At 70.7% G+C, this 23,393-nt stretch carries 20 protein-coding genes; 11 read left to right on the top strand and 9 right to left on the bottom strand.

Annotation, left to right across the window (positions count from 1 at the left end; all coding sequences use genetic code 11):
- The first annotated feature begins 1 nt into the window (after window position 1).
- The 3 genes from WME82_RS40065 to WME82_RS40055 all read left to right on the top strand — a co-directional run bounded on the left by WME82_RS40065 (window position 2) and on the right by WME82_RS40055 (window position 3,266).
- Window positions 2-1,618 carry a (2,3-dihydroxybenzoyl)adenylate synthase gene (locus WME82_RS40065; protein ID WP_438039608.1) on the top strand — a complete coding sequence of 539 codons (1,617 nt, stop codon included), beginning with the start codon at window positions 2-4 and terminating at the stop codon, window positions 1,616-1,618.
- A 66-nt stretch (window positions 1,619-1,684) separates the two neighbouring features.
- A complete protein-coding gene (locus tag WME82_RS40060) occupies window positions 1,685-2,494 on the top strand; it encodes a thioesterase II family protein (protein ID WP_438039607.1) in 810 nt (269 codons plus the stop codon).
- Between the two features lie 70 nt (window positions 2,495-2,564).
- Entirely contained in the window at window positions 2,565-3,266 is a 702-nt protein-coding gene (locus tag WME82_RS40055) for a tRNA-uridine aminocarboxypropyltransferase (protein ID WP_438039606.1), read from the top strand.
- 15 nt (window positions 3,267-3,281) lie between these two features.
- Here the strand turns inward: WME82_RS40055 and WME82_RS40050 are convergent, their stop codons facing one another.
- The 4 genes from WME82_RS40050 to WME82_RS40035 form a co-directional block, all read right to left on the bottom strand.
- Window positions 3,282-4,175, bottom strand: coding sequence for a CAP domain-containing protein (locus WME82_RS40050; protein WP_437741805.1), 894 nt, complete (start codon window positions 4,173-4,175; stop codon window positions 3,282-3,284).
- 75 nt (window positions 4,176-4,250) lie between these two features.
- Window positions 4,251-4,724, bottom strand: a complete 474-nt coding sequence (locus WME82_RS40045; RefSeq protein ID WP_438039605.1) for a hypothetical protein — start codon at window positions 4,722-4,724, stop codon at window positions 4,251-4,253.
- A gap of 48 nt (window positions 4,725-4,772) precedes the next feature.
- Window positions 4,773-5,297: a hemerythrin domain-containing protein gene (locus tag WME82_RS40040; RefSeq protein ID WP_437741803.1), complete on the bottom strand. Its 525-nt coding sequence runs from the start codon at window positions 5,295-5,297 to the stop codon at window positions 4,773-4,775.
- Between the two features lie 183 nt (window positions 5,298-5,480).
- Window positions 5,481-5,708 carry a hypothetical protein gene (locus tag WME82_RS40035; protein ID WP_438039604.1) on the bottom strand — a complete coding sequence of 76 codons (228 nt, stop codon included), beginning with the start codon at window positions 5,706-5,708 and terminating at the stop codon, window positions 5,481-5,483.
- Between the two features lie 277 nt (window positions 5,709-5,985).
- Between WME82_RS40035 and WME82_RS40030 the strand changes: the two genes are divergently transcribed.
- The gene (locus WME82_RS40030) at window positions 5,986-7,269 is read left to right on the top strand and encodes a hypothetical protein (RefSeq protein WP_438039603.1); all 1,284 of its coding nucleotides are present in this window, start codon (window positions 5,986-5,988) and stop codon (window positions 7,267-7,269) included.
- Window positions 7,270-7,287: 18 nt separating this feature from the next.
- Here the strand turns inward: WME82_RS40030 and WME82_RS40025 are convergent, their stop codons facing one another.
- The 3 genes from WME82_RS40025 to WME82_RS40015 form a co-directional block, all read right to left on the bottom strand.
- Window positions 7,288-8,181: a class I SAM-dependent methyltransferase gene (locus WME82_RS40025; RefSeq protein WP_438039602.1), complete on the bottom strand. Its 894-nt coding sequence runs from the start codon at window positions 8,179-8,181 to the stop codon at window positions 7,288-7,290.
- A gap of 197 nt (window positions 8,182-8,378) precedes the next feature.
- Complete coding sequence (locus WME82_RS40020) at window positions 8,379-8,888, bottom strand: AAA family ATPase (protein ID WP_438039601.1); 510 nt, start codon at window positions 8,886-8,888, stop codon at window positions 8,379-8,381.
- 236 nt (window positions 8,889-9,124) lie between these two features.
- Window positions 9,125-9,832 (bottom strand): TVP38/TMEM64 family protein, encoded by a 708-nt coding sequence (locus tag WME82_RS40015; RefSeq protein ID WP_438039600.1) that lies wholly within the window; start codon window positions 9,830-9,832, stop codon window positions 9,125-9,127.
- A gap of 80 nt (window positions 9,833-9,912) precedes the next feature.
- Between WME82_RS40015 and WME82_RS40010 the strand changes: the two genes are divergently transcribed.
- Complete coding sequence (locus WME82_RS40010) at window positions 9,913-10,656, top strand: TetR/AcrR family transcriptional regulator (protein WP_438039599.1); 744 nt, start codon at window positions 9,913-9,915, stop codon at window positions 10,654-10,656.
- Between the two features lie 39 nt (window positions 10,657-10,695).
- Here the strand turns inward: WME82_RS40010 and WME82_RS40005 are convergent, their stop codons facing one another.
- Window positions 10,696-10,968: a DUF2277 domain-containing protein gene (locus tag WME82_RS40005; RefSeq protein ID WP_012240078.1), complete on the bottom strand. Its 273-nt coding sequence runs from the start codon at window positions 10,966-10,968 to the stop codon at window positions 10,696-10,698.
- A gap of 511 nt (window positions 10,969-11,479) precedes the next feature.
- On the opposite strand from WME82_RS40005, the gene WME82_RS40000 reads away from it, so the two are divergent.
- Window positions 11,480-14,254 (top strand): hypothetical protein, encoded by a 2,775-nt coding sequence (locus WME82_RS40000; RefSeq protein WP_438039598.1) that lies wholly within the window; start codon window positions 11,480-11,482, stop codon window positions 14,252-14,254.
- A gap of 112 nt (window positions 14,255-14,366) precedes the next feature.
- Here WME82_RS40000 and WME82_RS39995 read toward each other — a convergent pair whose 3' ends face one another.
- Window positions 14,367-15,806: a PAS domain-containing protein gene (locus WME82_RS39995; RefSeq protein WP_438039597.1), complete on the bottom strand. Its 1,440-nt coding sequence runs from the start codon at window positions 15,804-15,806 to the stop codon at window positions 14,367-14,369.
- Between the two features lie 665 nt (window positions 15,807-16,471).
- Between WME82_RS39995 and WME82_RS39990 the strand changes: the two genes are divergently transcribed.
- The 5 genes from WME82_RS39990 (at window position 16,472) to WME82_RS39970 (ending at window position 22,960) form a co-directional block, all read left to right on the top strand.
- Window positions 16,472-17,686 carry an ATP-binding protein gene (locus WME82_RS39990; RefSeq protein ID WP_438039596.1) on the top strand — a complete coding sequence of 405 codons (1,215 nt, stop codon included), beginning with the start codon at window positions 16,472-16,474 and terminating at the stop codon, window positions 17,684-17,686.
- A gap of 502 nt (window positions 17,687-18,188) precedes the next feature.
- Complete coding sequence (locus WME82_RS39985; protein WP_438039595.1) at window positions 18,189-19,748, top strand: cation:proton antiporter; 1,560 nt, start codon at window positions 18,189-18,191, stop codon at window positions 19,746-19,748.
- Window position 19,749: 1 nt separating this feature from the next.
- The gene (locus WME82_RS39980) at window positions 19,750-20,454 is read left to right on the top strand and encodes a potassium channel family protein (protein WP_438039594.1); all 705 of its coding nucleotides are present in this window, start codon (window positions 19,750-19,752) and stop codon (window positions 20,452-20,454) included.
- A 17-nt stretch (window positions 20,455-20,471) separates the two neighbouring features.
- The gene (locus WME82_RS39975; protein WP_438039593.1) at window positions 20,472-21,797 is read left to right on the top strand and encodes a monooxygenase; all 1,326 of its coding nucleotides are present in this window, start codon (window positions 20,472-20,474) and stop codon (window positions 21,795-21,797) included.
- A 641-nt stretch (window positions 21,798-22,438) separates the two neighbouring features.
- On the top strand, window positions 22,439-22,960 hold the full coding sequence (locus WME82_RS39970) for a WD40/YVTN/BNR-like repeat-containing protein (RefSeq protein ID WP_438039592.1): 522 nt from the start codon (window positions 22,439-22,441) through the stop codon (window positions 22,958-22,960).
- Window positions 22,961-23,393: the final 433 nt, after the last annotated feature.

The raw sequence follows: 23,393 nt of genomic DNA, 5'->3' as shown, positions 1-23,393 counted from the left end.
CATGTTGAGTGGATGTGTCGATTGGCCCGCTGAATTCGTGGATCGTTATCGCGAAGCGGGGTACTGGCGAGGCGAGCGCCTGGGAGAGATGCTGCGCACGCGGGCCCGAGCGACGCCGGCGCGCGTGGCCGTCGTCGACGGAGCGCGTCGCTGGACGTACCAGGAGCTCGACGAGCGCGCGGATCGCATGGCCGCCGGGCTGCGCCGGCTCGGCATTGCGCAGGAGCAGCGCGTCCTGGTCCAGCTGCCCAACATCGCCGAGTTTCTGCCCCTGTGCTTCGCGCTGTTCCGGATCGGGGCCATCCCGGTGCTGGCGCTGCCGGCACATCGAGAGACGGAGATCGTGCATCTGGCAGAGCTCTCCCAGTCGGTCGCCTATGTGATCGCCGACATGCATGTCGGCTTCGATTACCGGTCGCTCGCCCGTTCGGTAGGCAAGCGGGTGGCGAGCCTCCGGCATGTCCTCGTGGTGGGCGACGCAGAGGAGTTCGTGCCGCTCGCCGAGGTGGACGCGCCGCCGGAGATCATGGCCGGGCCGGACGCGCGCGACGTCGCCCTGCTCTTGCTGTCGGGCGGCACGACCGGCGCTCCCAAGCTGATCCCGCGCACCCACGACGACTATGTTTGCAACATCCGCCTCAGCGCCGATGTGACAGGCATGGACGCGAGCACCCGGTACCTGGTGAGCCTCCCCATCGCGCACAACTTCGCCCTGGGGTGTCCAGGCGCCCTCGGCGCCCTCTACGCCGGCGGCACCGTGGTGTTCTGCAAGGACCCGAGCCCCGAGGCCGCGTTTCGGCTGATCGAGCAGGAGAAGATCACCGTGACCGCCCTCATCCCGCCGCTCGTCCTGCTGTGGCTCGAGGCGGCGGAGTGGGTGCAGGCCGATCTGAGCAGCTTGCGGTGGATCCAGGCGGGAGGCGCTCGCCTCAAGGCCGAGACGGCGGCGCGCGTCCGACCCGTCCTCGGCTGCGGGCTGCAGCAGGTCTACGGCATGGCGGAAGGGCTGCTCAACTTCACGCGGCTCGACGACCCCGAGTCCGCCGTGATCGACACGCAAGGCCGGCCGATGGCCGAGGACGACGAGGTGAGGATCGTCGACGCCTCGGATGTCGAGGTGGCGGACGGCGAGGTCGGTGAGCTGCAGGTCCGTGGTCCCTACACAATCCGCGGGTATTATCGCGCGGAGGAGTACAATCGCCGGGCGTTCACCGCCGACGGCTTCTATCGGAGCGGAGATCTGGTGCGGCGGCTCCCCGGCGGGCACCTGGTGGTGGAAGGCCGGAGCAAGGACGTGATCAACCGGGGAGGGGAGAAGGTCCCGGTCGAGGAGCTCGAGAACTACCTCATGGCTCACCCGGCGATCCGTGACGTCGCCATCGTCGGCGTCCCGGACGCCACCATGGGGGAGCGCACCTGTGCCTGCATCATCGCGCGCGGTGCGGCGCCCACGCTCGCCGAGGTGAACGCCTATCTCGGCCGTCTGGGGGTGGCTGCGTTCAAGCTGCCCGATCGTTTGATGGTCCTGGAGAGCTTTCCGCAGACGAGCGTGGGCAAGGTCAACAAGCGGGCCTTGGCGAATCAGGTCTGTGGCGCCTCGCCAGCCATGCCCAGGTAGTCGAGGGCTTTGCCTCGGTTCAGATGCCGATCGTTCCTCGAGACATCAACACCGACCCGAGAACCCATGAACAGCTCTACCCGAAGTTTGCGCTGCCTCTTGAGCGCTCCCGCCCCGTCCAGCCCGCGCCTGATCGTCTGTCCCTTCGGTGGTGGGAGCCACAGCGCCTTCCGCAGCTGGAAGGCAATGTCACATGGGGACGTCTCGGTGTCCCTCGTGACCTACCCGGGGCGTGACCATCGTCTACACGAGTCCGGGATGCAGAGCGTTCAGCACTCCGCGTCTGAGCTGGCGCACGAGCTGTGCGCGGAGCCGCCCAGCGGCCAGTGGCTGCTGATTGGCCACAGCGTGGGGGCGCAGATCGCGTTCGAAGCGTGCCGCTTGCTCGAGCAGTGGGGCCGGGCGCCAGCCGGCATCGTCCTGTCCGCTTGCCACGCTCCCCATCTGATCCCACGTCGCATGCTCAGCCCGCTCGATGACGAAGGGTTTGTCGAGGAGCTGATCCGCCTGGGAGGGTGTCCAGCGGAATTCCGCACCGACGCGCAGCTCAGAGAGGTATTCCTGCCGATGCTGCGCGGCGATTTCCTCGCCTCGGAGAGCTACCGCCTTGCGCTGGACCGCTGTACCAAGCGTCTCCGGACGCCGACCCTCTTGCTCCACGGATCCGCCGACGATGAGGCCCGTCAGGACGAAGTGGAGGCGTGGAAGTACTGGCTGGAAGGGCGGGTCGAGCTGCGCGAGATGGCTGGCGATCACTTCTACATCACGCAGGATCCACGGGCGTTCGTCTCGGAGGTGCTGCGCGTCTTCCGGCTCCCTTCCAGGTCGACGGCTCCCCTCGGACCGGCGCAGGTTCCTTGGGGCTATTTCCCCTGAAATTCCTCTGTCCAGTGGGGCCGTTTGACCGGGACGGCCTGCGCGTGGGAGAACGCCCGGCCCGGACGCGATGACGTTTCTCCCGCTGCAGCCGCCCGATCTGCCCCCCATCCGCGCGCGCGGGACACCGCGCTGCCGCGGCTGCGGCTTGCCGCAGGCGATGTGCCTCTGCGGCGCGCTGCCCCGGCTCCCCGTGCGCACGCGCGTCGTGCTGCTCACCCACCGGATCGAGCGCACGAGGAGCACGAACACGGGCCGGCTCGTCGCGCGCCTGCTCGAGGGCGCGGAGGTGCGCGTGCGCGGCGAGATCGAGCCGCGGCCGCGCCCGCCGCTGCCGGAGGGCCGCCGGCTCGTGCTCTTCCCGTCGCCCGAGGCGCGCGCCCTCACGCCCGACGACGCGGGCGGCGAGCCGGTGGTGCTGCTCGTTCCTGACGGCAACTGGAACCAGGCGCGCCGTGTGGTCCACCGGGACGCCGACGCGCGCGGCGCCGAGCCGGTCACGCTGCCCGAGGGCGCGCCGAGCCGCTATGGCCTGCGCCGCGCGCCGCACGAGGGCGCCCTGTCGACGCTGGAGGCCGTCGCGCGCGCGCTCGGGCTGCTCGAGGGCCCAGCCATCGAGCGGCGCATGATCGAGGCGTTCGACGTGTGGGTGCACCGCGCGACGCGCGTGCGGCTCACCGGCAAGCTCGAGGAGGGCGCCGCGGCCCTGGGAGAAGGTGAATCCGCCGAGGCCCGCGCGAGCGCGGCTTCCGATGGATCAGGCGGCCCGTGAGCGTCTCCGCGCCCGTCACCGGAAGTTCTGCACCGCCCAGACGCTGCCGTCCGGGAAGGTGTGGAACCCGCAAGCCACCTTCGTGTAGCGGGTGCTGCTCATGTTGATGTAGTGGCCGTGCTTCTCGAAATCCTCGCCCGGCCCCTCGTCCCACATGAGCTGCAAACACGGGACGATCATCGAGTCCGGCGGGCCTCCCCACCCGGGGCACTCGTTCTGGGCGTTCTCGTCGCAAGCGCCGAACGCGCCGTGAAACTCGCCGGTGTTCCCATCGGACTCGGCCTCTCCATCGGAGCACGACTCCGCCTCGACCCAGCGCGCGAGGGGCGGCAAGCCGAGCGTGGCGCGGTGCTCGTTGATCGTATCGACGCACAGCTGCGCCGCGCCCGTGGCGCCGCCCGAGCCGCCGGCGCCGCTCCCGGAGCCCTCGCCGCTCGAGCCTCCGGTGCCGGCCGTCGTCGAGGCCGTGGCCGAGCCCCCAGCGCCCTGCGCGGAGGAGCCGCCGGCGCCCTCGGCCGACGAGCCGCCGGCGCCCGCCGTGGCCGAGCCACCAGCGCCGCCTGCGCCCTGCGCAGCCGAGCTGCTGGCGCCGCCGGCGCCCTCGGCCGACGAGCCGCCTGCGCCTGCCGTGGCCGAGCCGCCGGTTCCCTGGGCCGACGAGCCGCCGGCGCCCCCGGTCGCCGCGCTGGACGAGCCGCCGGTGCCCGCCGCGGTCGAGCCGCCGCTGCTGGTGCTCGGTCCGCTGCCGGAGTCTCCCGGGTGGATCACGACGCCGGCGCCGCTCGACGGCCCGCCGCCTTCGCCATCGAGCGACCCATCGCCCACCTCACCGACGCAGCCCGACAGCACAGCACCGATGAACGTCGCGGCGAGCGCGACGGCGCATGAAGGAGTCCGAGGGTTAAGCATCCGTCGAGTCTATGGGGCATTCGACGCATGCTCAACATCGACCGATCCTGCTTCACTTTTGCATGCTTGAGCGGTTCAGGCTCGATTGGCGGGCTTCACGCGTGTCTGTGCGGAGAGAAGCGCGCTTGTCGCACGAATGTGTGTTCGTTTGCTTCGAATTCCACTCGTGCGAGACAGGACACCGCATGCCAGCGAGCTGCGACCGACCTTCAGATGTCGCCCCCGCGGGCCGGCGGCCCGTGAAAACTTGAACGCTCGCCGGGGCCTGGCCTCGTCTTCCGCCGACCGAGGCGCGCGGCGCCTCCGCTGGAGATAGACGATCGTCGCGCCGGCGAGCGCGTTCGCGACCATGAGCGAGTTCGTCGCCACGAAGACCCAGCTCTCGAGCATCCAGCTGTAGATGACGAACCCGATCGACGCGGCCAGCTGGCCGACGAAGAGCCACCTCGAGATGCCCTGGCTCGTCTTGCTCCTCCACTGCTTGTAGACCTGATTGCCGATGGTCAGCACGAGGATGCCAGAGCTGACCCAGCCGATCGCGTCTTTCATGTCTCACCGCCGGACCGCCGCTCGACCTCTCTCCTCGAGCGGGCCTCGTCAGGCCCGGGCCACGCCGTTCGCGTGGCTCTCGTGGATCGCGTGGCTCGCCTGGTCCGCGGACGTCTTCTTGTAGCCCGCCGGCAGGAGCGTCTCGTAGCCCTCGGCCAGCCGCTGCTCGAACTCCGCCTTCATCGACCTGCCGAGCTCGCTGAGGCGCTTCTCGTCCACGGCCTTCTCGACCGCCGGGAAGAGCTCCTTTTCCTCCTCCTCGACGTGGTGCTGGATGAGCTCCTTCAGCGTCGTCACGCGCGCCTTGAACGAGAGATCCTCCGGGGAGGTCGAGAGCAGCCGCTTCAGCGCGAGCTCGGCGATGGCGTGCTCCTCGTAGCTCTCGAGGATCACGTCCTCCTTGATCTGCTGCACCGCGGGATAGAACGTCTCCTGCTCGATCGCCATGTGCGCGGCGAGCTCGTTGGCGAGCTCGGCGAGCACGAGCGCCGGATCCGACCTGCCGCTCTCGAGCTGCTTGAAGAGGGACTCCACCTTGCGATGCTGCTTCTCGAGCAATGACGTCGCCTTCATCTTCCTGCCTCCATGGTGCGCCGCGCCTCGGCGCGGCCGGGGTTGTTCGGGTTTCATCGCCGGCCGGGGCGATCTCGCGCGCGAGACGCTCCGGCCAGCCTTGCTCACGTTCGACGCGCAGCGAGGGGCGAGCGCACGGGCTCGCCCCTCGCCACGCAAACGGCCCGAGATCGCTCGGGGCCGCTAGTCGGTCTTCTCTTCGATCTTGTCACCCGCCTTCTCGGCCGCGTCGCCCGTCGACTCCGCGGCGTCCTTCGCCTCGTCCTTGACGTCGCGCGCGGCGTCGTCCGCGGCCTCGCCCGCCCTCTCGGCCGGTCCCTCCGGCTGAGGCTTGCTGCCTCCGCAACCGATCACACCGACGCAACCGATGACCATGCTGCCCAGGAGCAGCGATCGAATCCCTGTTTTCACGGTATCCTCTCCTCCGCGCTCGACCATGTCAGCAATGCCCGGGCCAAACCGCGCCGAGCGCCCGCGCGTGCTCCTCGTCACCACACCCTCGGATCCGGGGATAGCGCCCCTGAGACACATCGCCTCGACCGTGGCGTCCTGCAACGCGCAATGGCCGCCCGCCCAGGAGGAGGCGGGCGCTCTCGGCGCAGGGGCAGGGGAGGCCCCGCACCGCAACGTGGGCGCCTCCGCTTGGCCTCCGCGGCGATCGGAGCAAGAATCCGCCCGGAACCGCGACATGACCCACGACTTCGCCAGCGCGCTCAGCGCCATCTTCACGGGCGAGCGAGCCCGCCTGCTGCACGTGATCGTGCCGGCACACGTCCACGGCCACACGCTGGCGCTGCTGCGAGCGCTCGGTGAAGCAGGCCCGGCGCCCCGTCCCGTCTGGGTCCTCGCAGATCCGGTCTACGGGCCCAGCCGCGGCTGGGCGGCCCGAGAGCGCTCGCTGTCGCGCGAGCTCGGCGCCCCGGCGGCGCTCGCGACGCCCGAGGACGGCCCGCTGCGCGAGCCGCTCGACGCCTTCGCCAGCGCCCTCGCGGCGCACGTCGCCGCCAGCGCCCCGGACGGGACCGCGGTCGTCGTGCTGGCGCCGCAGCACATCGACGACCCGCGCGCCTATGCCCGCGACCTCTTCTGGCTCGCGCATTGCCCCGACCTCGCGCTCGTGCGCTGGGTCCTCGTCGACCCTGTCCACTCGAGCGTCGGCGATCTGCTCGCGCGCCTCGGCGAGGGCGCGTCCCGCGTCGTGTGGCCGGAGGCCGACGGCGCGGCCATCGCCGATCTCGAGCGCGTGATCACCGATCTCTCGGCGCGCGGGCGGCGCCTGCCCGCCGATCTGGAGCTGCGCATCGCCGCCGAGTCGCCCCTCCGCGCCCCGGAGCTCCTCCCCGCGCGGCGCCTCCTGCACGAGGCGGACACGTGTTTTCACGCGGGGCGGCACGCCGAGGCCGCGCAGCTCCAGCAACGAGCCGAGGAGATGCTGGCGAGCCGGGGGCTGGGCGAGGAGGCCGTCCACATCGCCATGCAGCGCGCGCGCTCGCTGATCGCGGCGGGCGTTGTCGAGGAGGGGCATCGGGTGTTCGTCGCCGCGCTGAAGGAGGCGGAGCGGCGCGGCCTGTTCGCGATCGTGCCCGAGGCCTACGCCTCGCTCGGCAGCCTGCACAGCAAGCAGCGCCGCTTCCTGGACGCGTCGGAGGCGTACGCGCGCGCGGGCGAGCTCGCGGACCGCCGCGGGAGCCACGAGTTCGCGGCGGACATGCACCGCTGCTCCGGCCACGCGGCGCTCAACGCCGACATGCCGGACGCCGCGGCGATGGCGTGGCGGCGGGCGTTCGAGCTGCTCGGCTCCGTGGCCCCGACCGTCGGCGCGCTGGAGAAGCCCCAGCAGATCGTCGTGCTCGGGCTCTCCCTTGCCGACGTCTTCGAGGAGCACGGCAACCTCCCTGCCGCGCGCGGGCTGCGGGGGCACGCCGAGGCCATCGAGACCCGCCACCCGCGGCGCTCCGCGACGTGGAGCTGAGGCGCGGCGCCCGCCGGGTCAGGCCGGCGGGCGAGCGGGCGGCGGGGCAGCGCCCGGGCCGGGCCGCTCGGCGACGAGGAGCCGGGTGTTCGTGGCCGGGTTGGACGGCGCGAACGGGGCTCCGAGCTGCCGTGCCCAGTCCGCTGCGCCCGTGTCGCGCAGCGCCCGGAACCCGGCCCGCTCGACCTCCGCGAGCATCACCTCGCGCCGGCGCAGGCCGATGAGCGGCTCGCTCCAGAGCCACGTGAGCAGGCGGACGATGCGCTGCGCCCGGCGCGGTTCGGGGGGTTCCATGTAGTACACGAGGAGGACGCTGCCTGGCGCCGAGGCGTCGGCGAGCGCCCGCAGCGTCGACCGCAGCGCCTCGTCCGACAGGTACATCACCACCCCCTCCCAGACCCACGCGGTCGGCTCGTCGGATCGATGGCCGGCCGCCGAGAGGCACGCGGCGAGCGCGTCGCGCTCGAAGTTGACGGGCACGTAGGTCAGCTGCTCCACGAGCGGCGGCAGCCCCGCCGCCTTGCGCCGCTTGAAGGCCTGCGTCGCCGGGTGATCGATCTCGAAGAACCGGGTCGCCGAGAGCGCCTTCATCCGGAAAGCGCGCGTGTCGAGCCCCGCCCCCAGGCTCGCGACCTGGCGGCACCCGAGCGCCACCGCGCGCTCGAGCTCGATGTCGATGGCCATCACGCGCAGCGGGACCGCGGAGAGCCGGGCGAGGGCGCGCGCGCGCTTCGTGGGGTCCAGGCGCCGGAGCCGGCGCGCGAACAGCGCCAGCGCGGCGCTCCACCGGCGCGACAGCAGCCGGTGGACGACCGGATCCTCGAAGCCCGGGACATCGGTCAGGCCCTGGTCCGCGAGCGCCCGGATGAGGGCGACGATGGATGCCGTCTGGCTGGGGCGACGCTCACGCATGCCTCGTGCATAGCCTCCGGCGGCGGGCTTTCAACGCGCGAGGGCCTGGGCAGCGGCCCCGCGGCGCGGTGACGCGAGGAAATTACGTCGATTCCGGGTCATCGATCCCGACCCGGCAGCTCCGCGCGGCGCTGTCGCCGTCCAGGCCGGACACGGGGCGGAGCGGCTCGGCGGCGGCCGGGACTCCCGTGCTCGGATCAGCCGCCCGTGGTGTCGATGAACCGCATGTCGCGCCCCATGCGCTCGGGCTCCTCGGGCGGCTCCCACATGTCGCTCGCCAGCTCGAACATGTCCGGTGGAACCACCATGGAGAACGTCTCGCCCTTCTCGCGGTTGCGCTGCTCGACCCGCTCGCGGCGCAGCTCGCGGGGCGCGTCGAGCACGTAGACGGTGAGCTCGTACCCCGCGGTGTCCACCCGCTTGTACAGCCGCTCGCGGTCGCGCCGGCGGATCAGGCCGATCTCCAGCACGACGTTCGTGCCCACGTCGATCGAGCCCCTCGTCAGGCTCCAGATCTGCTCGATGCAGCGCGCGGTGCGTTCATGATACCATTCCATGATCCCCGTCTCGGGCCGATCGGGGCGGAACAGCCGCGCCATCCATTCATCCAGGTTCAACCGGAGGGCGGCGTGGTCCCGGCAGAGCCGCTGTGCGAACGTCGATTTCCCTGCGCCCACGGGCCCGATGATCAGGTGGATTCGCGCCATTCCCCGACGCTATCCTGCGGTGCTGTCGGCGAGCAAGCGGCGCGCACGTTCCGCCCATCGCAGGCGCCAGCATCTTCATGAGGGGACGCTGAAGCATCCCGTCGAACTTTTCGGGAAGATTCACAGGGAGGCGGGGAGACGGGGAGTAAAAATCCCATGAATCTCCCCGTCTCCCCGCCTCCCCGCCTCCCTGTTCAATTTTTTTTTCTCTAAGATGCCGACAAAGGAGGCATCGATCAGGAGGGGACGACGCCGCGCCTGGAGCCGCGCCTGGCGAGCCATAAAAGGACCATGACGGCCACCGCGACGGCCCCCATTCCGGCCCACGCCGACGGGGGCGCGTCGCGCAGGGCGTCGAAGACCCGTTGACCGAAATAGGCAGTCGCCAGGAGCGGCAGGGCGTACCCGGCCAGCGAGCCCCAGAAATGCGTCCAGAAGCGCACCCCGGAGACGCCGAAGAAGACGTGGAGCATGGGCGGCATCCAGAGGACAAGGCGGAGCACGAACACCGTCAGGAACGCACGCCGCTTCAGGGCCTCGTCGTAGGCGCGGAAGCGCGCCGGCACACGCGCGGCGACCCAGTCGCGGGCGACGAAGCGCGCGAACGAGAAGCCCACGACGCTCGCCGCCATGGTGCCCGCCATCGAGAGCGCGAACGCCACCGGCCAGGGCCAGATGAGCGGCGCCGCCAGGATGAACACCGTGCCCGGCACGCCGAACGGCTGGAGCGCGGCGTAGGCCAGGACGAACGCGACATACCCCCACGGCCCGAGCGAGAGGAGCGCCTGCTTGATGCGCGCGGGCTCGCCGAAGATCTCGAACAGCCCCATGCGCTGCGCGACGACGAGGAGCGCGGCGGCCGCGGCGACCACGCCGATCTTCACCCCCCGGCGGGCCCGGAAGGGAGAGAGCGCGGGATCGGCCGGGGAGGCGGGCTGGCGCACCCGACGTACCTGACAGCCCACCTGCGCACCGTCAAGGTTCCTGTTGACAATTTGGTCTATTATTGTCAATATTGACCATCGTGAACGAGGGCGGCCCGAGCTCCACCGACAGACCCGCCGAGGATCTGCGCCGCCGCAAGCTGATGGACGCGGCGTTCGTGGTGTTCCTGCGCTTCGGCTTCCGGAAGACGTCGATGGACGAGGTCGCGCGCGCGGCGGGCGTCTCGCGGCAGGGCCTCTACCTCCACTTCGCCACGAAGGAGGAGCTCTTCCGCGCGTCCGTGGGGCACTTCCTCGACACCGCGCTCGCCGCGGCCGCGGCCGCGCTCGCCGACGCGGAGCGCCCCCTGGAGGAGCGGCTCGTGGCCGCGTTCGACGCGTGGATCGGCCGGTTCGTCGGCGCGCTCGGGGCCGACGCGGCGGATCTCTCGACCGCCGCGAACGAGCTCGTCGGCCCCCTCGTCGCCGAGCACGAGGCGCGGTTCGTCGAGGCCGTGGCCGAGGCCTTGCGCGCCTCCGGGCTCGCGGCCGCCTACGAGCCCGCGGGGGTCACCGGGCGCCAGCTCGCGGACACCCTGGTCTCCTCGGCGCGCGGCCTGAAGCACGGCGCCGCGACGCGCGAGGCCTTCCTCGAGGGCATGGCCATCGCCGCGCGCGTTGTGTGCTTGCCGGAGCGGCGCGCCCGGGAGGCGAGGGCGGGGCAATCACCGCAGTCACTGCAGGCGGCGCCATCACGGCAAGGAGAGCCGTCCGCGCCGGGCCCTCGCCGCGAGGCCAAGGGGCGCGGCAGCACGGCGCGCAAGGCGCGCGGCACGACACGATAGCCGGAGGGCCACCCGAGCTCGGCGCGGCGGCCCCTCGCCTCAGCCGCGGCTGAAGCGCAGCCGCGAGCGCTCGCGCGCCTTGGTCGCCTCGATCTCGCGGTCCCGCGGCGCGGCGGTCGTGGACAGCGACGCCATCAGCACGCGCGCCGCGGCCGCGACGTCCTCCACGGCCTGCGCGAACGCCGCTTCGTTGGCCTGCGACGGCCGGTTGAAGCCGCTCAGCTTCCGCACGAACTGCAGCGACGCCGCCCGGATCTCCTCCTCCGTCGCAGGCGGCTCGAAGTTGAACAGCGTCCTGATGTTCCGGCACATGGCGATCTCCCGAGGCTCGATGTGTACGGGGAACGATCCTAGTCTCGAGCCACGCCGGCGGTCCAGGCGCTCCGCGCGGCGGCGATGAACACCGGGACGCCTGCCAGCAACAAGAATCCAACGGCCCTTCGATCCACGCGAGACGTCCTCCTCGCCACGCGCGCGGCGTGCGCGGCGCCGCTCTCCTTCTCCCTATCGGTCTCTATCGGCCCTGGCAGCGAGCGGCTCTCGCGGCGCGCCAGCGCCTCCGCTGGCGCACACCACAGTCGTTGACGCGGCCACCGTGTAGGCAATTCGCGCATACACGCGGCGAGACACACGACGAGATCGCGGCGAAATCTCGGCGAGATACGTGACAAAAGCGACACGGCCGCATCACGACATCACCCTTGTTGGCTGCCCAACAGGGAGCACACCAACGGCATCAGGAAGTTCTTGATTCCTCAAGGATAACCGTGCACTTCTACACTGAGGAGTCCTATTGCCAAAGCCCCCTGGCAAGGAGGTCGGTATGCGCCCACATCGTGCACTGCGCTCCCAGAATCGCCTGCTCTTCACCGCCGCCACGCTCGTTTGCCTCGCTGTCGGAGCAAGCGCGGAGGCGGCTCCGTCGTACACCCTCTTCGAGAGCGGTCAGGTCCGACCGCTCGCGCTCTCACCAAGCCGAAACCTGCTCTTCGCGGCCAATACACCGGACAACCGTCTGGAGATCTTCTACGTCTCGTCGGGTGGTCTGACACACATTTCATCCGTGACCGTCGGCCTGGAGCCCGTCGCCGTCGCCGCGCGCAACGACGGCGAGGTATGGGTCGTCAATCACCTCTCCGATAGCGTCAGCGTCGTCGACGTCTCGTTCCCCTTGCGGCCGCGGGTCGTGCGCACGCTCCTCGTCGGGGACGAGCCGCGGGACATCGTCTTCGGCGGTCCCGGGCGGTCGCGCGCGTTCATCACCGCCGCTCACCGCGGCCAGAACGCGCCGTTCGATCCGCAGCTGACGACGCCCGGGGTCGGCCGCGCCGACGTGTGGGTGTTCAACGCGAGCGCCGTCGCGAGCCAATCATCGCTCGGAGGCACGCCCCTCACGATCCTCTCCTTCTTCACCGACACGCCGAGGGCGCTCGCGGTCAGCCCGGACGGGACCTCGGTGTACGCCGCCGGCTTCCACACCGGCAACCGCACGACCGCCGTGCACCGCGCGATCGTGGAGGACGAGGGCGGGATGCTGCCGCCGTTCACGAATTACCTCGGGGAGCCGCAGCTGACGACGTCGCTCATCGTCCAGCACGACGGGACCCACTGGGTCGACGCCGGGGGCAACCCCTGGGACGACTCGGTCATGTTCTCGCTGCCCGACAAGGACGTCTTCGTCATCGACGCCACGGCCAATCCCCCTGTCCAGCGGCCCGGCAGCGCCGGCTTCTTCACCGGCGTCGGGACCGTCCTCTACAACATGGTCGTCAACCCGGCGAACGGGAAGGTCTACGTCTCCAACACCGAGGCGTTCAACCTCGATCGCTTCGAGGGCCCGGGCACCTTCGCCGGCACGAGCGTCCGGGGACACCTGCACGAGAGCCGGATCTCCGTGCTCGGCAGCGGCGGCTCGGTCCTGCCGCGGCACCTGAACAAACACATCGATTACTCGACGTGCTGCGCTCCGGTGCCCAACGCCGAGAACGCGAAGAGCCTGGCCACGCCGGTCGACATGGCGGTGACGAGCGACGGCTCGAAGCTCTACGTCGCCGCGTTCGGGTCGAGCAAGGTCGGGGTCTTCCAGACGGCCCAGATCGAGAATGACACCTTCACGCCGAGCCTCGCGAGCCAGATCCAGGTCACCGGCGGCGGGCCGAGCGGGCTAGCGCTCGACCAGCCGCGGGGCCGCCTGTACGTGCTCACGCGCTTCGACAACTCCATCTCGGTCGTCAACACGACCACGAACGCCGAGACGGCGCACATCGCCCTGCACAACCCCGAGCCGGAGAGCGTGGTCCGCGGGCGGAAGTTCCTCCATGACGCGAGCTTCTCGTCGGCTCACGGCGACTCGTCGTGCGCGAGCTGCCACGTCTTCGGCGACGTCGATAGCCTGGCATGGGACCTCGGCAACCCCGACGGGGACACCGTGACGAACCCTGGGCCGTTCACGAACATCAACCCGCCGTTCCCCGCCGATACCTCGCTGAAGCCCATGAAAGGGCCGATGACGACGCAGAGCCTGCGCGGCATGGCCAACCACGGCCCGATGCACTGGCGCGGCGACCGCACGGGCGGCAACGACGCGTCCACCGCGCAGCCGGACAGCGGGGCCTTTGACGAGCGGGCGGCGTTCGAGAAATTCCAGGGCGGCTTCACCAACCTGCTCGGCCGGCACGCGCCCATCCCCGACGAGGACATGGAGGCGTTCACGGACTTCATCCTCCAGCTCTCGTATCCGCCGAACCCGATCCGGAACCTGGACAACTCGCTGAACACCGATCAACAGGCCGGGCGCGATCACTTCTTCCGCGAAGGCGGCGCCGGGACCTTCTCGTGCAATTCCTGCCATACCCTGGACCTTGACGGGAACGCCGGTAACAGCGATTTCCCTGGCTTCTTCGGGACGGACGGCGCGAGCATCGGCCAGGAGAACGGCCAGAGCTTCAAGATCCCCCACCTGCGCAACATGTACCAGAAGATCGGCATGTTCGGCATGGCCCCCGTCCCGAGCCTCTTCCACCTGGGAGACAACGACTTCAAGGGTGACCAGATCCGCGGCTTCGGGTTCATGCACGACGGCGTGATGGACACGCTCTTCCGCTTCCACCAGGCGATCGGGTTCGAGCAGAGCGTGTTCTCGCCGAACGGCTTCCCGCCCGGCGCGCCCGGCGAGCTCCTCCGCGAGCAGGCCGTGGAGTTCATGCTCGCGTTCGACACGAACCTCGCCCCCATCGTCGGGCAGCAGGTCACGCTCGGCTCGCACAACGCCACGGCGGCCTGGCCGCGCATCGACCTGCTCCGCCAGCGCGCCGAGGTCGGGGAGTGCGACCTCGTGGCGAAGCTCCCGTTCCTCCTCGAGGAGACGGGCCTCCTCTATATCGGAGGTGGCCAGTTCACCGCGGCGCGGGCCGCGGCCCCGCCCTTGAGCGATCTCGTCCTGCGCTCGCTCGCCGCGCTCACCGGGCACCCGGTGACGTACACCTGCGTGCCGCCGGGCTCGGGCGCGCGCATCGGCATCGACCGCGACGGCGACGGGTTCCTCGACGGCGATGAGTGCGACGCGGGCACGGATCCCGCGGATCCGACGAGCCACTGAGTCGTCGCCGAGTCGGCGGAGTCGAGCCAGCGCCGCGCCGCACCGCCCTCCACGCGGCGCGGCCGGCGCGGCGCCTCGGCCGCGCTCCAGGCGGCGCGGCCGGCGCGGCGCCTCAGCGGCGGCGCGCGCCCATGCACCAGCGCAGCGCTTCCTTCAGGCTGCGCAGCGTCTTGACCTGCGAGAGATCGAAGCCGAGGCCGACCATCGTCTGCGCGACCGGCGGGCGGATGCCGGTGACCACGCCCTTGCAGCCGAGCAGCGTCAATCCATTGATGATCTTGATGAGGTGCTGCGCCGTCGTCGTGTCGACCGAATCGAGCCCGGTGAGGTCGAGGATGGCGAAGGCGGATTGCTTCTCCACCACGCTCGCGAGCAGCGACTCCATCACCATCGCCGCGCGATCCGCGTCGACCGAGCCGATCAAGGGGACGATGAGCACGTCCTGCCAGACCTCGATGATGGGGCTCGACAGCCGCGCGATCGACTCCTGCTGATCCTGCGTCAACCGCAGCTGCTCCCGGAGCTGCTGCTCGACGCGGAGCTGCTGCGTGATGTCCTCGCAGATGGCGCCGACGCCGGTGGTCTCCCCGAGGACGTCCTTCTGGGGAACGAACCTCGTCCGCCAGATCCTGTCTCGCCGGACCTGCTCGACCTGCGCGATCTCCCCGGAGAGGGCGTGCTCGAAGGCCGCGCGCACGTCCTCGGTGTCGCCGCACAGCTCGCGCATGTGCTTGCCCAGCTCGCCTCGCTCCGTACAACCGATCTGCGCGAGCGCCCCGCCCTGCGCGATCACGCAGAGGCCGGCCCTGTCGAACGCCAGGATGGCGATGGGCATGCTGTCGATGCAAGCGCGGAGCAGCTCCCCCTTCACGGCGAGCCTGACATCGTCGGCCAGGTTGATGCCGAACGTCTGGACGCCCACGATCTCGCCGTCATCGTCCCGGCGGGGCGCGTAGTGCACGATCCAGTGCACGCCCCCGGCCACGGTGTCCGTGCGGACCGGCTCCCCCTCGAGGACGCGCTTGCACAGGCCCATGATGTCCGCGTCCGCGCCGTAGAGATCGAACATGTTCATTCCGACGAGCTGATGTCGTTTGAGCCCCATGCTCTCGAGCCCGTTGCCGTCGGAGACACGGAGCGTGCCTGCCCGATCGCACCACCAGACGATCGCATCCATCGTCTGGAACACGTCGACGAGGATGCGCGCCTGGTCCTCCCACACCCCGCGATCGGGCTTCACGGCAGCCCAGAGCGCCGTGTCGTCGGCTCGCCACAGCGTCCAGTGCAGCGGGACGCTCTCCCCGCGGGCGCCCACGACGCGCGCCGCGGCGGAGACGCTGCCCGCGGCGGCGCGCGCGCCGGTGATCCGGGCTGACAGCTCGGCCCGATCGTCCTCGTGAACGCGCTCGAGGAGCCGCCCGGACGGGCCAACGCAGCGCTCCCAGGCGGCGTTGCAGGCCACCACCTCCCCCGCGCTGGAGAGCAACGCCAGCGGTGTGGGTGTGCCGTCGAGCAGTGTCTTACACGAGAGCGAAGCGAGCCTGTCGTCCATTGAATCCTTGCAAGAGGCCAGAAGCGACGACCCTCGGCGCGCCAGCCCCAGGCCCGTCACGGTGGGTGAACAAACGCGCTGTGAGCGCCGTCCCGACACCGGGTGCGAAGAGGTGGGATGCTGCTCGGATTCTCGGCGCTGGGGTCATCGAGCCTGGCACCATGGCGAACCGTAACGTGGTGATATCATTTGAGGGCGCCGAGACGCCAGCCTCATCGCTAGACGCGCTGCGGCGGATCGAGGCCCGCGCGACCCCGGCCGGATGGCGAGCGCCCGCTGCCCCACCACATCGCCCCTCCGCGCTCGGCATGAAGCGATGGCCGACAGCGGTTCTGGCGGAAGGAGGGTTCTGCTGCCTGTGCGAGGACGCGAGCGGGCGTGGCGCTCGGGGGGGGCGCGTGCATCCGCCGAGAGGTCGGCCTGGAGCTCGCCGCGTGGAGAGGGGGAGCGGCCGCCGCTGTACGGCCGCCGACCGCGAGGCGGGCGCGCGGACACTGGCGGTGACGTGCGCTGGGGGACGTCGTTTAACGCGTCGCGCTCTCCTTGTCGTGCGCGCCAGCGCGCGTTAGAGACCCTGCCGAATGGAACCCGAGGGCCACGAGAGATTCGCTGACTCGGACCCGAGTTTCCGACAACTCCATCCTTGCGAGCGCCTCATCAGCGTCGTGCAGGACCTCTCGCTGGCCCGCGATCTCAAGGCGATCATGCAGATTGTCGATCGGGCCGCCCGCGACCTCACGGGCGCCGACGGCGCTTCCTTCGTGCTCCGCGACGGCGACCTCTGTTACTACGCGCAGGAAGACTCGATCGCCCCGCTCTGGCAGGGGAAGCGGTTTCCGATGTCGGCGTGCGTCAGCGGTTGGGTGATGCTGAATCGGAGGCCGGCGGTCATCGGCGACATCACGCGCGATCCCCGCGTCCCGATCGACGCCTATCGGCCGACCTACGTGCGGAGCATGGCCATGGTGCCGATCCGCGCGCGCGCTCCGCTCGGGGCGATCGGGACCTACTGGAGCTCCCTACGAGAGATCCCGCAGAGCGAGGTGTCGCTGCTCCAGGCGCTCGCCGGCAGCGCCGCTGTGGCCCTGGAGAACGTCGCGCTCCACGACGGCCTGGAGAAGGGCAAGGCGCGGGCGCGCGAGGTCGAGGCGGCGAACCGCGACCTCGCGGAGAGGCAAAAGGCCCTGGAGGAGCTCCACCGGCAGAACGAGGCGCTGAGCGAGTTCCTCGCGCACGATCTCAGGAGCCCCGCCGCCGGTATCATCCTCGCCGCGCAGGCGCGCCTGAAAAAGCAGGATCTCCCGGAGCCGGAGCGGCGCCGATGGAATGCCGTCCTCACCTCGGCCGAGGTCATCCAGCGCACAGCGCTGAACCTGCTCGACGTCGCGAGCCGCCAGCACGGGATGTTCGTGCTGCGGCTCGCCGAGCTCGACCCGGCGTCGCTGTTCGAAGGTGTGGCCGAGATCCTGGAGCCGCTCGCCGCGTCGCGCGGGCAGCGAATCGAGCTCTGCCCCGCCATGCCGAGCTGTCTTCTCCGCGCCGATGAGGAGCTCGTGCGGCGCGTCCTGCTGAACCTCGTCGACAATGCGCTCCGTCATAGCCCGCCCCGCGGCGCGGTGCGCCTCGAGGCGCGGTGGCTCGACCCGGGCTGGGTCGAGCTCAACGTGTGCGATGAGGGCCTGGGGATCCCGGCCCACCTGCGCGACCGCATCTTCGACAAGTACGCGCGGCTCGCCGACGGGGGCGCGATCTCTTCGATCGGCCGTGGCCTCGGGCTGACGTTCTGCCGGCTGGTCGTCGAGGCGCACGGCGGCAGGATCGACGTGAGGGACAACGAGGGGCGGGGGAGCCGATTCTGCGTCCAGCTGCCGGCAGGCTGACAGAACAGCATCGAGAGCGCCGAGCGCCGGTGTCGGGGGCCGCTCCTGAAGCACTTCTCGAATTTCTTCGGGAAAATTCACAGGGAGACGGGGAGGCGGGGAGTAAAATCCTACCCATCTCCCCGTCTCCCCGTCTCCCCGTCTCCCCGTCTCCCTGTTCAAATTCCCCCTCTCTGCTCGAATTCCCGCCCAAGATGCCAACGAGATGAGGGGGGTTGTCGGGGATCGCTCCACGACGACGAAGCGATGATGTCGTCGATGTCGTGTCATGTGATCTATCGATATCCCACCTCTTCCCGGGCGGCCGAGCGAGAGGCGCGCGCGGCCTCGCGTGCGCGCCTCTCGCTCGGCCGCCCGGCGATGCCTCTCGCGTCTTGCGATTCTGGAGGCGATCAGGTAGCGCAGGATCTACGGTGAGCTCTCCCGCGGACCCCGTGCACATCGCGACGCGCCCGCCGCGGGCGCCCTCCCTCGTGCTCGCGCCGCGGCCGCGAGGTGCCTCATGAGGGAGCGGCTCGAGAGCCTGCTCCTCGTCCTGGCCGTCGGCTCGGCGGTCGCGATCGGGGCGAAGCGCGTCGCGATTCCCTACAACGTCGCGCTCGTGCTCGTGGGGCTGCTGCTCGTCGTCGTCGACGTGCTCCCGAAGGCGCCGATGGACCCGGAGGTCATCCTCATCGCGTTCCTCCCGGTGCTCGTGTTCGAGGGCGCCCTGTTCGCCGACGCGGACAGCCTGAGGGGCGCGAGCCGGCCGATCCTCGCGCTCGCCGTTCCGGGCGTGCTCATCTCGCTGCTCGGCACCGCCGCGGTGGCGACGCAGCTGCTCGCGCTCCCGTTTGCGGCGGCGCTCCTCCTCGGCGCGCTGCTCTCGATCACCGACACCGTGAGCGTGCTGCTCGCCTTCCGCAGCGTCCGCGTGCCGCACCGGCTTGCGGCCATCATGGAAGGCGAGAGCCTCTTCAACGACGGCACCGCGCTCGTGCTCGTGGTGCTCGCGTCGCAGGTCCTCGCGAGCGGCTCCTTCGACGGCGCCGAGAGCTTCCGCGCGCTCGCCCTGGCCATGGCCGGCGGCGCGGCCGTCGGGGGCGCGCTCGGCGCCGTCGGCGCGTCCCTCCTCCGCCGCACGCCGGATCACCTGACCGCGATCCTCGCGTCCATCGTGCTCGTCTTCGCCACGGCCCTGCTCGCCGAGCGGCTCCACGCCTCGCCGGTCATCGCCGTCGTGGTCCTCGGGGTGATCGTCGGCAAGGCCGCGCGCCGCATCCTCGAGCCCTCGCGCGTGCTCGCGCTCCAGGGCTTCTGGGAGACGAGCGGCTTCTGCCTCAACGTGCTGCTCTTCGAGCTCGTCGGCATGCAGATCCAGGCGGAGATGCTCGTGCGCGAGGCGGCGTCCATCGGCCTCGCGCTGATCGCCCTGCACGCGGGCAGGGCGGTGGCCGTCTACGGCTGCTTCGGCGTGCTCCGGGCGCTCACGGGCGAGGTCGTGCCCTTCCGGTGGCAGCACGTGATGCTGGTCGGCAACATCAAGGGCGCGCTGTCGATGGCCGCGGTCCTCAGCCTCCCGAGCGGCCTGCCGTACCGCGACCGCCTGATCACGATCGTCTTCGGCGTCACCTTCGTCACGCTGGTCGCGCAGGCGCTGCCGTTCGCTCGGCTGCTCAAGTTCCTGCGGGTCGCGATCCCGACCGCGGACGCCGCGCTCGACGCCGCGAAGGCCACGCTCATCGCGGCGCGGCGCGGCCAGTCCGAGCTCGACGATCTGCTCGCGGCGGGCCTCGTGTCCCGCAAGGAGCACGCCGAGCGCCGCGCCGCGTTCCAGCGGCAGGTCATCCGGGCGGAGGTGGCGCTCCAGACGCCGCAGGGCGAGGCGGTCCGCGACCACCTCACCGATCTCGCCCTCCTCTCGGCGCAGAAGGCGGCGGTGCTCGACGCGGCGAGGCGCGGCCTCATCGCCGCCGACACCGCGCACGCCCACGTGAACCAGATCGACAGGGCCATGGTGGAGCTCCCCGGCGGACACGCGGCGCCCGGCGCGAACCCTCACGAGCACGAAGGAGAGAGCTGACATGCGCGTTCTCATCGCGGGCGCCGGGCGCGCAGGGCTCAGCGTCGCGGTCCACCTCGCGAAGATGGGCCACGACGTGACGACCGTCGATCGCGACGAGTCGATCGCCAACAGCGCCTTCGAGCGGCACGGCCTCGTCTCGCTCGTGGGCGACGCGACCGACGCCGGGCTCCTCCAGGAGGCCGAGGTGGCGCGCGCCGACGTGGTGGTGGCGATGCTCCGCCGCGACGCCGACAACCTCGCCGTGGCGCTCCTCGCGCAGGCCGGAGGGGCCAAGCGCGTCATGGTGCGCATGCGGGACCCCGCCTACCGGGGCGTGTACGTCCGCGCGGGCGTGGACCAGATCCTCTCCGAGATCGACGTCTTCATCGGCGCGATGGCCACCGCCATCGAGCACCCGGGCGTCCGCCACGCGATGGTGCTCGGCGCCGGCGAGTCGGTCGCGTTCGAGCTCGACGTCCCGGTCGACTCGGTGATCGCGGGCCGCACGGTGAGCACCATCGCGGGCAGCGCCAGCTTCCCTTCGTCGTGCGTCTTCGCCGGCGTCTACCGCCCGGATGGCCGCGTCGAGGCGCCGCGCGGCTCGTCCGTCGTCGCGGGGGGCGCCACGGTGCTCCTCGTGGCCGCGCGCGACGAGCTCGCCGAGGTCATCGCGTTCTTTCTCCGGCGCGAGCCCGCGAGCGGCGGGGTCCACGAGCGCCGCTGACACGAGGCAGGTGTTCTATGACGAGGTGCGCGGGGACCACGGGCTCATGGGCATGGCTTGCGGCGGCGCTGGCCGTCCTCTCCGCCTGCGGCGGCGATGACGCCGGGGCCGCGGCGGGCGGCGGCGTCCAGGCCGCCGTCTCGTACTACCGGGACGTCAAACCCATCTTCGACGCGCGGTGCGCGGGGTGCCACAGCGACGGCGGCGTCGCGCCGTTCTCGCTCGAGGGCCACGAGACCGCGGTGTCCTGGGCCGCGCCCATCAAGCGGGCCGTCGTCGAGCGCACGATGCCCCCCTGGCCGGCCGACAACACCTGCGCCGAGTACGTGGGCGACCGCTCCCTGTCCGAGCAGCAGATCCAGACCATCGCCGCGTGGGTCGACGGCGGCGCGGCCCTGGGCGATCCGGCGGACGAGGGCCCGCCGATCGACCCGCCGGCGAGCGGCGCGCTCGCTCGTGTGGACCGCACGCTCGAGATGCCGGTCGAGTACACCCCGCAGACGGGGCCCGACGAGTACCGCTGCTTCGTGATCGACTGGCCGGAGGAGGCCGTGCGGTACGTCACCGGCTTCGGGATCAGGCCCGGCGAGCAGCGCGTCGTCCACCACGTGATCGCCTTCATCGCGGCGCCGGACCAGCTCGCCGAGCTCGACGCCCTCGACGCGGCCGACCCGGGCCCGGGTTATCCCTGCTACGGCGGCCCTGGTCTCAAGCCGCGCTGGCTCGGCGGCTGGGTGCCCGGCGGCGGGAGCATGATCTTCCCGCCGGGCGCGGGCACCCGGATCGAGCCTGGCTCCAGGCTGATCATGCAGGTCCACTACAACACGCTGACGGCGGGCAAGCTGCCGGATCGCACAGCGATCGACGTGATGCTGGAGAGCTCGGTCGAGCGGGAGGGCACGATGCAGCCGTGGGCGAACCCGGCCTGGCTCAGCGGCGACTCCATGCTGATCCCTGCCCTGGAGAGCGACGTCGTCCACCGCTGGGGGGCCGATCCCTCCCGGGCGCTCGCGGGCAGCGAGCCGATCGAGATCCACTGGGTGGGCCTCCACATGCACACGCTCGGCACGCGCGCGCGCCTCGAGATCGAGCGCGTCGGCGGCGGCTCGGAGTGTGTGCTCGACATCCCGCGCTGGGACTTCCACTGGCAGGGAAACTACAAGCTCGCCGAGCCCAAGGTGCTCGAGCCGGGCGACAAGCTGTCGATCGAGTGCCACTGGGACAACACGCCCGAGAAGCAGCCGATCATCGACGGACAGCCGCGGGTCCCCGGGGATGTCGTCTGGGGAGAGGGCACGACCGACGAGATGTGCCTCGGCACGTTCTACATGACCGGGCGCTGAGCGCCGGCTTCCGTTGAGCGCATGCTCGGGCGCCCCGAGGGGGAGCGCCATGTCGTCGGGCGGCGCTGGGATCGCAGATGAGGTTTCCCCCTTCAAAGTCTGTGAACCGGAGGCTCGGCTGGTTCGTTTTCACTACAGTGGTCACCGGCGCCATCGCCTGTGGCCTGTGGATGGGCTGGGTTCACGACCGGCCGCAGCCGGAGGAGCAGCGGGCTGGTCGCACGGCGGAACCAACGGAACGAAGGGACGCCATGCCGCTCGGAACCGACCCGAACCGGCCACGAGGTACCTCTTCCTTTCACGTCTACAGGTCTGACGATCATGGCCTGTCCTGGAGCCTGGCCGGGAGAGGTCTTCCCACCAGAGGACGGATCCACGCCCTCGCGGTCCAGGAGACGACCGCATTCGCCGGCTCCGATGACGGACTTTTTGTCTCCGCGGATGGCGGGCACAGCTGGGCGGGACGCGACATGCCCCAGGATTCCGCGGTGCAGTGCTTCGCCGCCGCGGGGCGCCGTCTCTTCGCCGGGACGAAGGGAGCGGGGGTCTTGGTCACGGAAGACGCGGGCCATTCCTGGCGTCCAATTTCCAACGGCCTCCTCGACCCGAATGTACGATCCCTTGCGGTCCAGGGGGCCGTCGTGTACGCCGGGACCGATTCCGAGGGCGTCTTCGTGCTCCCCGATGGCGCCGAGGCGTGGATCCCGTTCGGCCGCCAGTTGCCCGACGGATCGCAGGTCTTCGACCTGGTGGTCAAGAACACGTGGATCTACGCCGCTCTGTACAGCAGGGGTCTTTATCGGCTTGCCGCCGGTGGCGGGAGCTGGCGGAGAGTGGGAGACGTGGAGCCGCTCCGATTTCACGTGCATGGCGAGTCCCTCCTCGCCGGGCACAACCCGGGAGGGGTGTACCGGTCCATCGACGAGGGACTGACATGGCACCTCGCTGACGGTCTGACGGATCGCTCACCGACCTGGGTCCTCGGCGACGCGGGCCCGAACGTCCTCGTGGGAACGTCACCGGAAGGTGTCTCGATCAGCCACGACGCAGGCGCGAGCTGGAAACCGAGCGCCGCCGGGCTCCCGCCGGGTGCGGCGGTCGTCGCGCTCGCGGCCGACACGAGCTATGTTCTCGCGGGGGTAGTGACCCAAGACGGCAGGTAGACCCGGGGTGAGCGGGGCCCGCCTCGGTTGATCAATCGACGGATGGTTCGGTGGGCAGAGGCACCCATGAAGCGACGGTTTCGAGAGGAATACGATCACAGCCCGAGACCCATCACTCCGGGTTCGGTGACGATCCTCCTCGTCGCTTGTCCGCGCTGCTGCGAACGTGCCGAGTTGGCACGCCGCCATGAGCCGCCCCAGGAGGTGCTGAGCTGCTCGCGATGCGGGCACATCGAGCAGAACCCGAGCGGGTATCGGTACTGGCTTCGGGTCGCGTGCTGCGGCCACACCCTCTATGCGATCAACGGCCACCACCTCGCGCTCCTGGAGATCTACATCGCCTGTCCCCTGCGCGAGCGCCTGCGGATGCATTGGGCCGACCGCGACTACCTGGCCACGTTACCCCGGTGGATGTGTCTCGCCAGGAACCGCA

It is taken from the genome of Sorangium sp. So ce128 (assembly GCF_051525245.1).
Lineage (GTDB): Bacteria > Myxococcota_A > Polyangia > Polyangiales > Polyangiaceae > Sorangium > Sorangium cellulosum_B.
The sequence above is the reverse complement of the archived record's forward strand: the minus strand, read 5'-3'. Positions and strand labels throughout refer to the sequence as shown.

What these genes read in the sequence shown, in the direction of transcription:
- WME82_RS40050 (WP_437741805.1), bottom strand. Translation starts at nt 4,175, where the DNA reads ATGCTTAACCCTCGGACTCCTTCATGCGCCGTCGCGCTCGCCGCGACG.
- WME82_RS39995 (WP_438039597.1), bottom strand. Translation starts at nt 15,806, where the DNA reads ATGGACGACAGGCTCGCTTCGCTCTCGTGTAAGACACTGCTCGACGGC.
- WME82_RS40030 (WP_438039603.1), top strand. Translation starts at nt 5,986, where the DNA reads ATGACCCACGACTTCGCCAGCGCGCTCAGCGCCATCTTCACGGGCGAG.
- WME82_RS40040 (WP_437741803.1), bottom strand. Translation starts at nt 5,297, where the DNA reads ATGAAGGCGACGTCATTGCTCGAGAAGCAGCATCGCAAGGTGGAGTCC.
- WME82_RS40045 (WP_438039605.1), bottom strand. Translation starts at nt 4,724, where the DNA reads ATGAAAGACGCGATCGGCTGGGTCAGCTCTGGCATCCTCGTGCTGACC.
- WME82_RS40025 (WP_438039602.1), bottom strand. Translation starts at nt 8,181, where the DNA reads ATGCGTGAGCGTCGCCCCAGCCAGACGGCATCCATCGTCGCCCTCATC.
- WME82_RS39985 (WP_438039595.1), top strand. Translation starts at nt 18,189, where the DNA reads ATGAGGGAGCGGCTCGAGAGCCTGCTCCTCGTCCTGGCCGTCGGCTCG.
- WME82_RS39975 (WP_438039593.1), top strand. Translation starts at nt 20,472, where the DNA reads ATGACGAGGTGCGCGGGGACCACGGGCTCATGGGCATGGCTTGCGGCG.
- WME82_RS40065 (WP_438039608.1), top strand. Translation starts at nt 2, where the DNA reads ATGTTGAGTGGATGTGTCGATTGGCCCGCTGAATTCGTGGATCGTTAT.
- WME82_RS40055 (WP_438039606.1), top strand. Translation starts at nt 2,565, where the DNA reads ATGACGTTTCTCCCGCTGCAGCCGCCCGATCTGCCCCCCATCCGCGCG.
- WME82_RS40000 (WP_438039598.1), top strand. Translation starts at nt 11,480, where the DNA reads ATGCGCCCACATCGTGCACTGCGCTCCCAGAATCGCCTGCTCTTCACC.
- WME82_RS40060 (WP_438039607.1), top strand. Translation starts at nt 1,685, where the DNA reads ATGAACAGCTCTACCCGAAGTTTGCGCTGCCTCTTGAGCGCTCCCGCC.
- WME82_RS39980 (WP_438039594.1), top strand. Translation starts at nt 19,750, where the DNA reads ATGCGCGTTCTCATCGCGGGCGCCGGGCGCGCAGGGCTCAGCGTCGCG.
- WME82_RS40020 (WP_438039601.1), bottom strand. Translation starts at nt 8,888, where the DNA reads ATGGCGCGAATCCACCTGATCATCGGGCCCGTGGGCGCAGGGAAATCG.
- WME82_RS40005 (WP_012240078.1), bottom strand. Translation starts at nt 10,968, where the DNA reads ATGTGCCGGAACATCAGGACGCTGTTCAACTTCGAGCCGCCTGCGACG.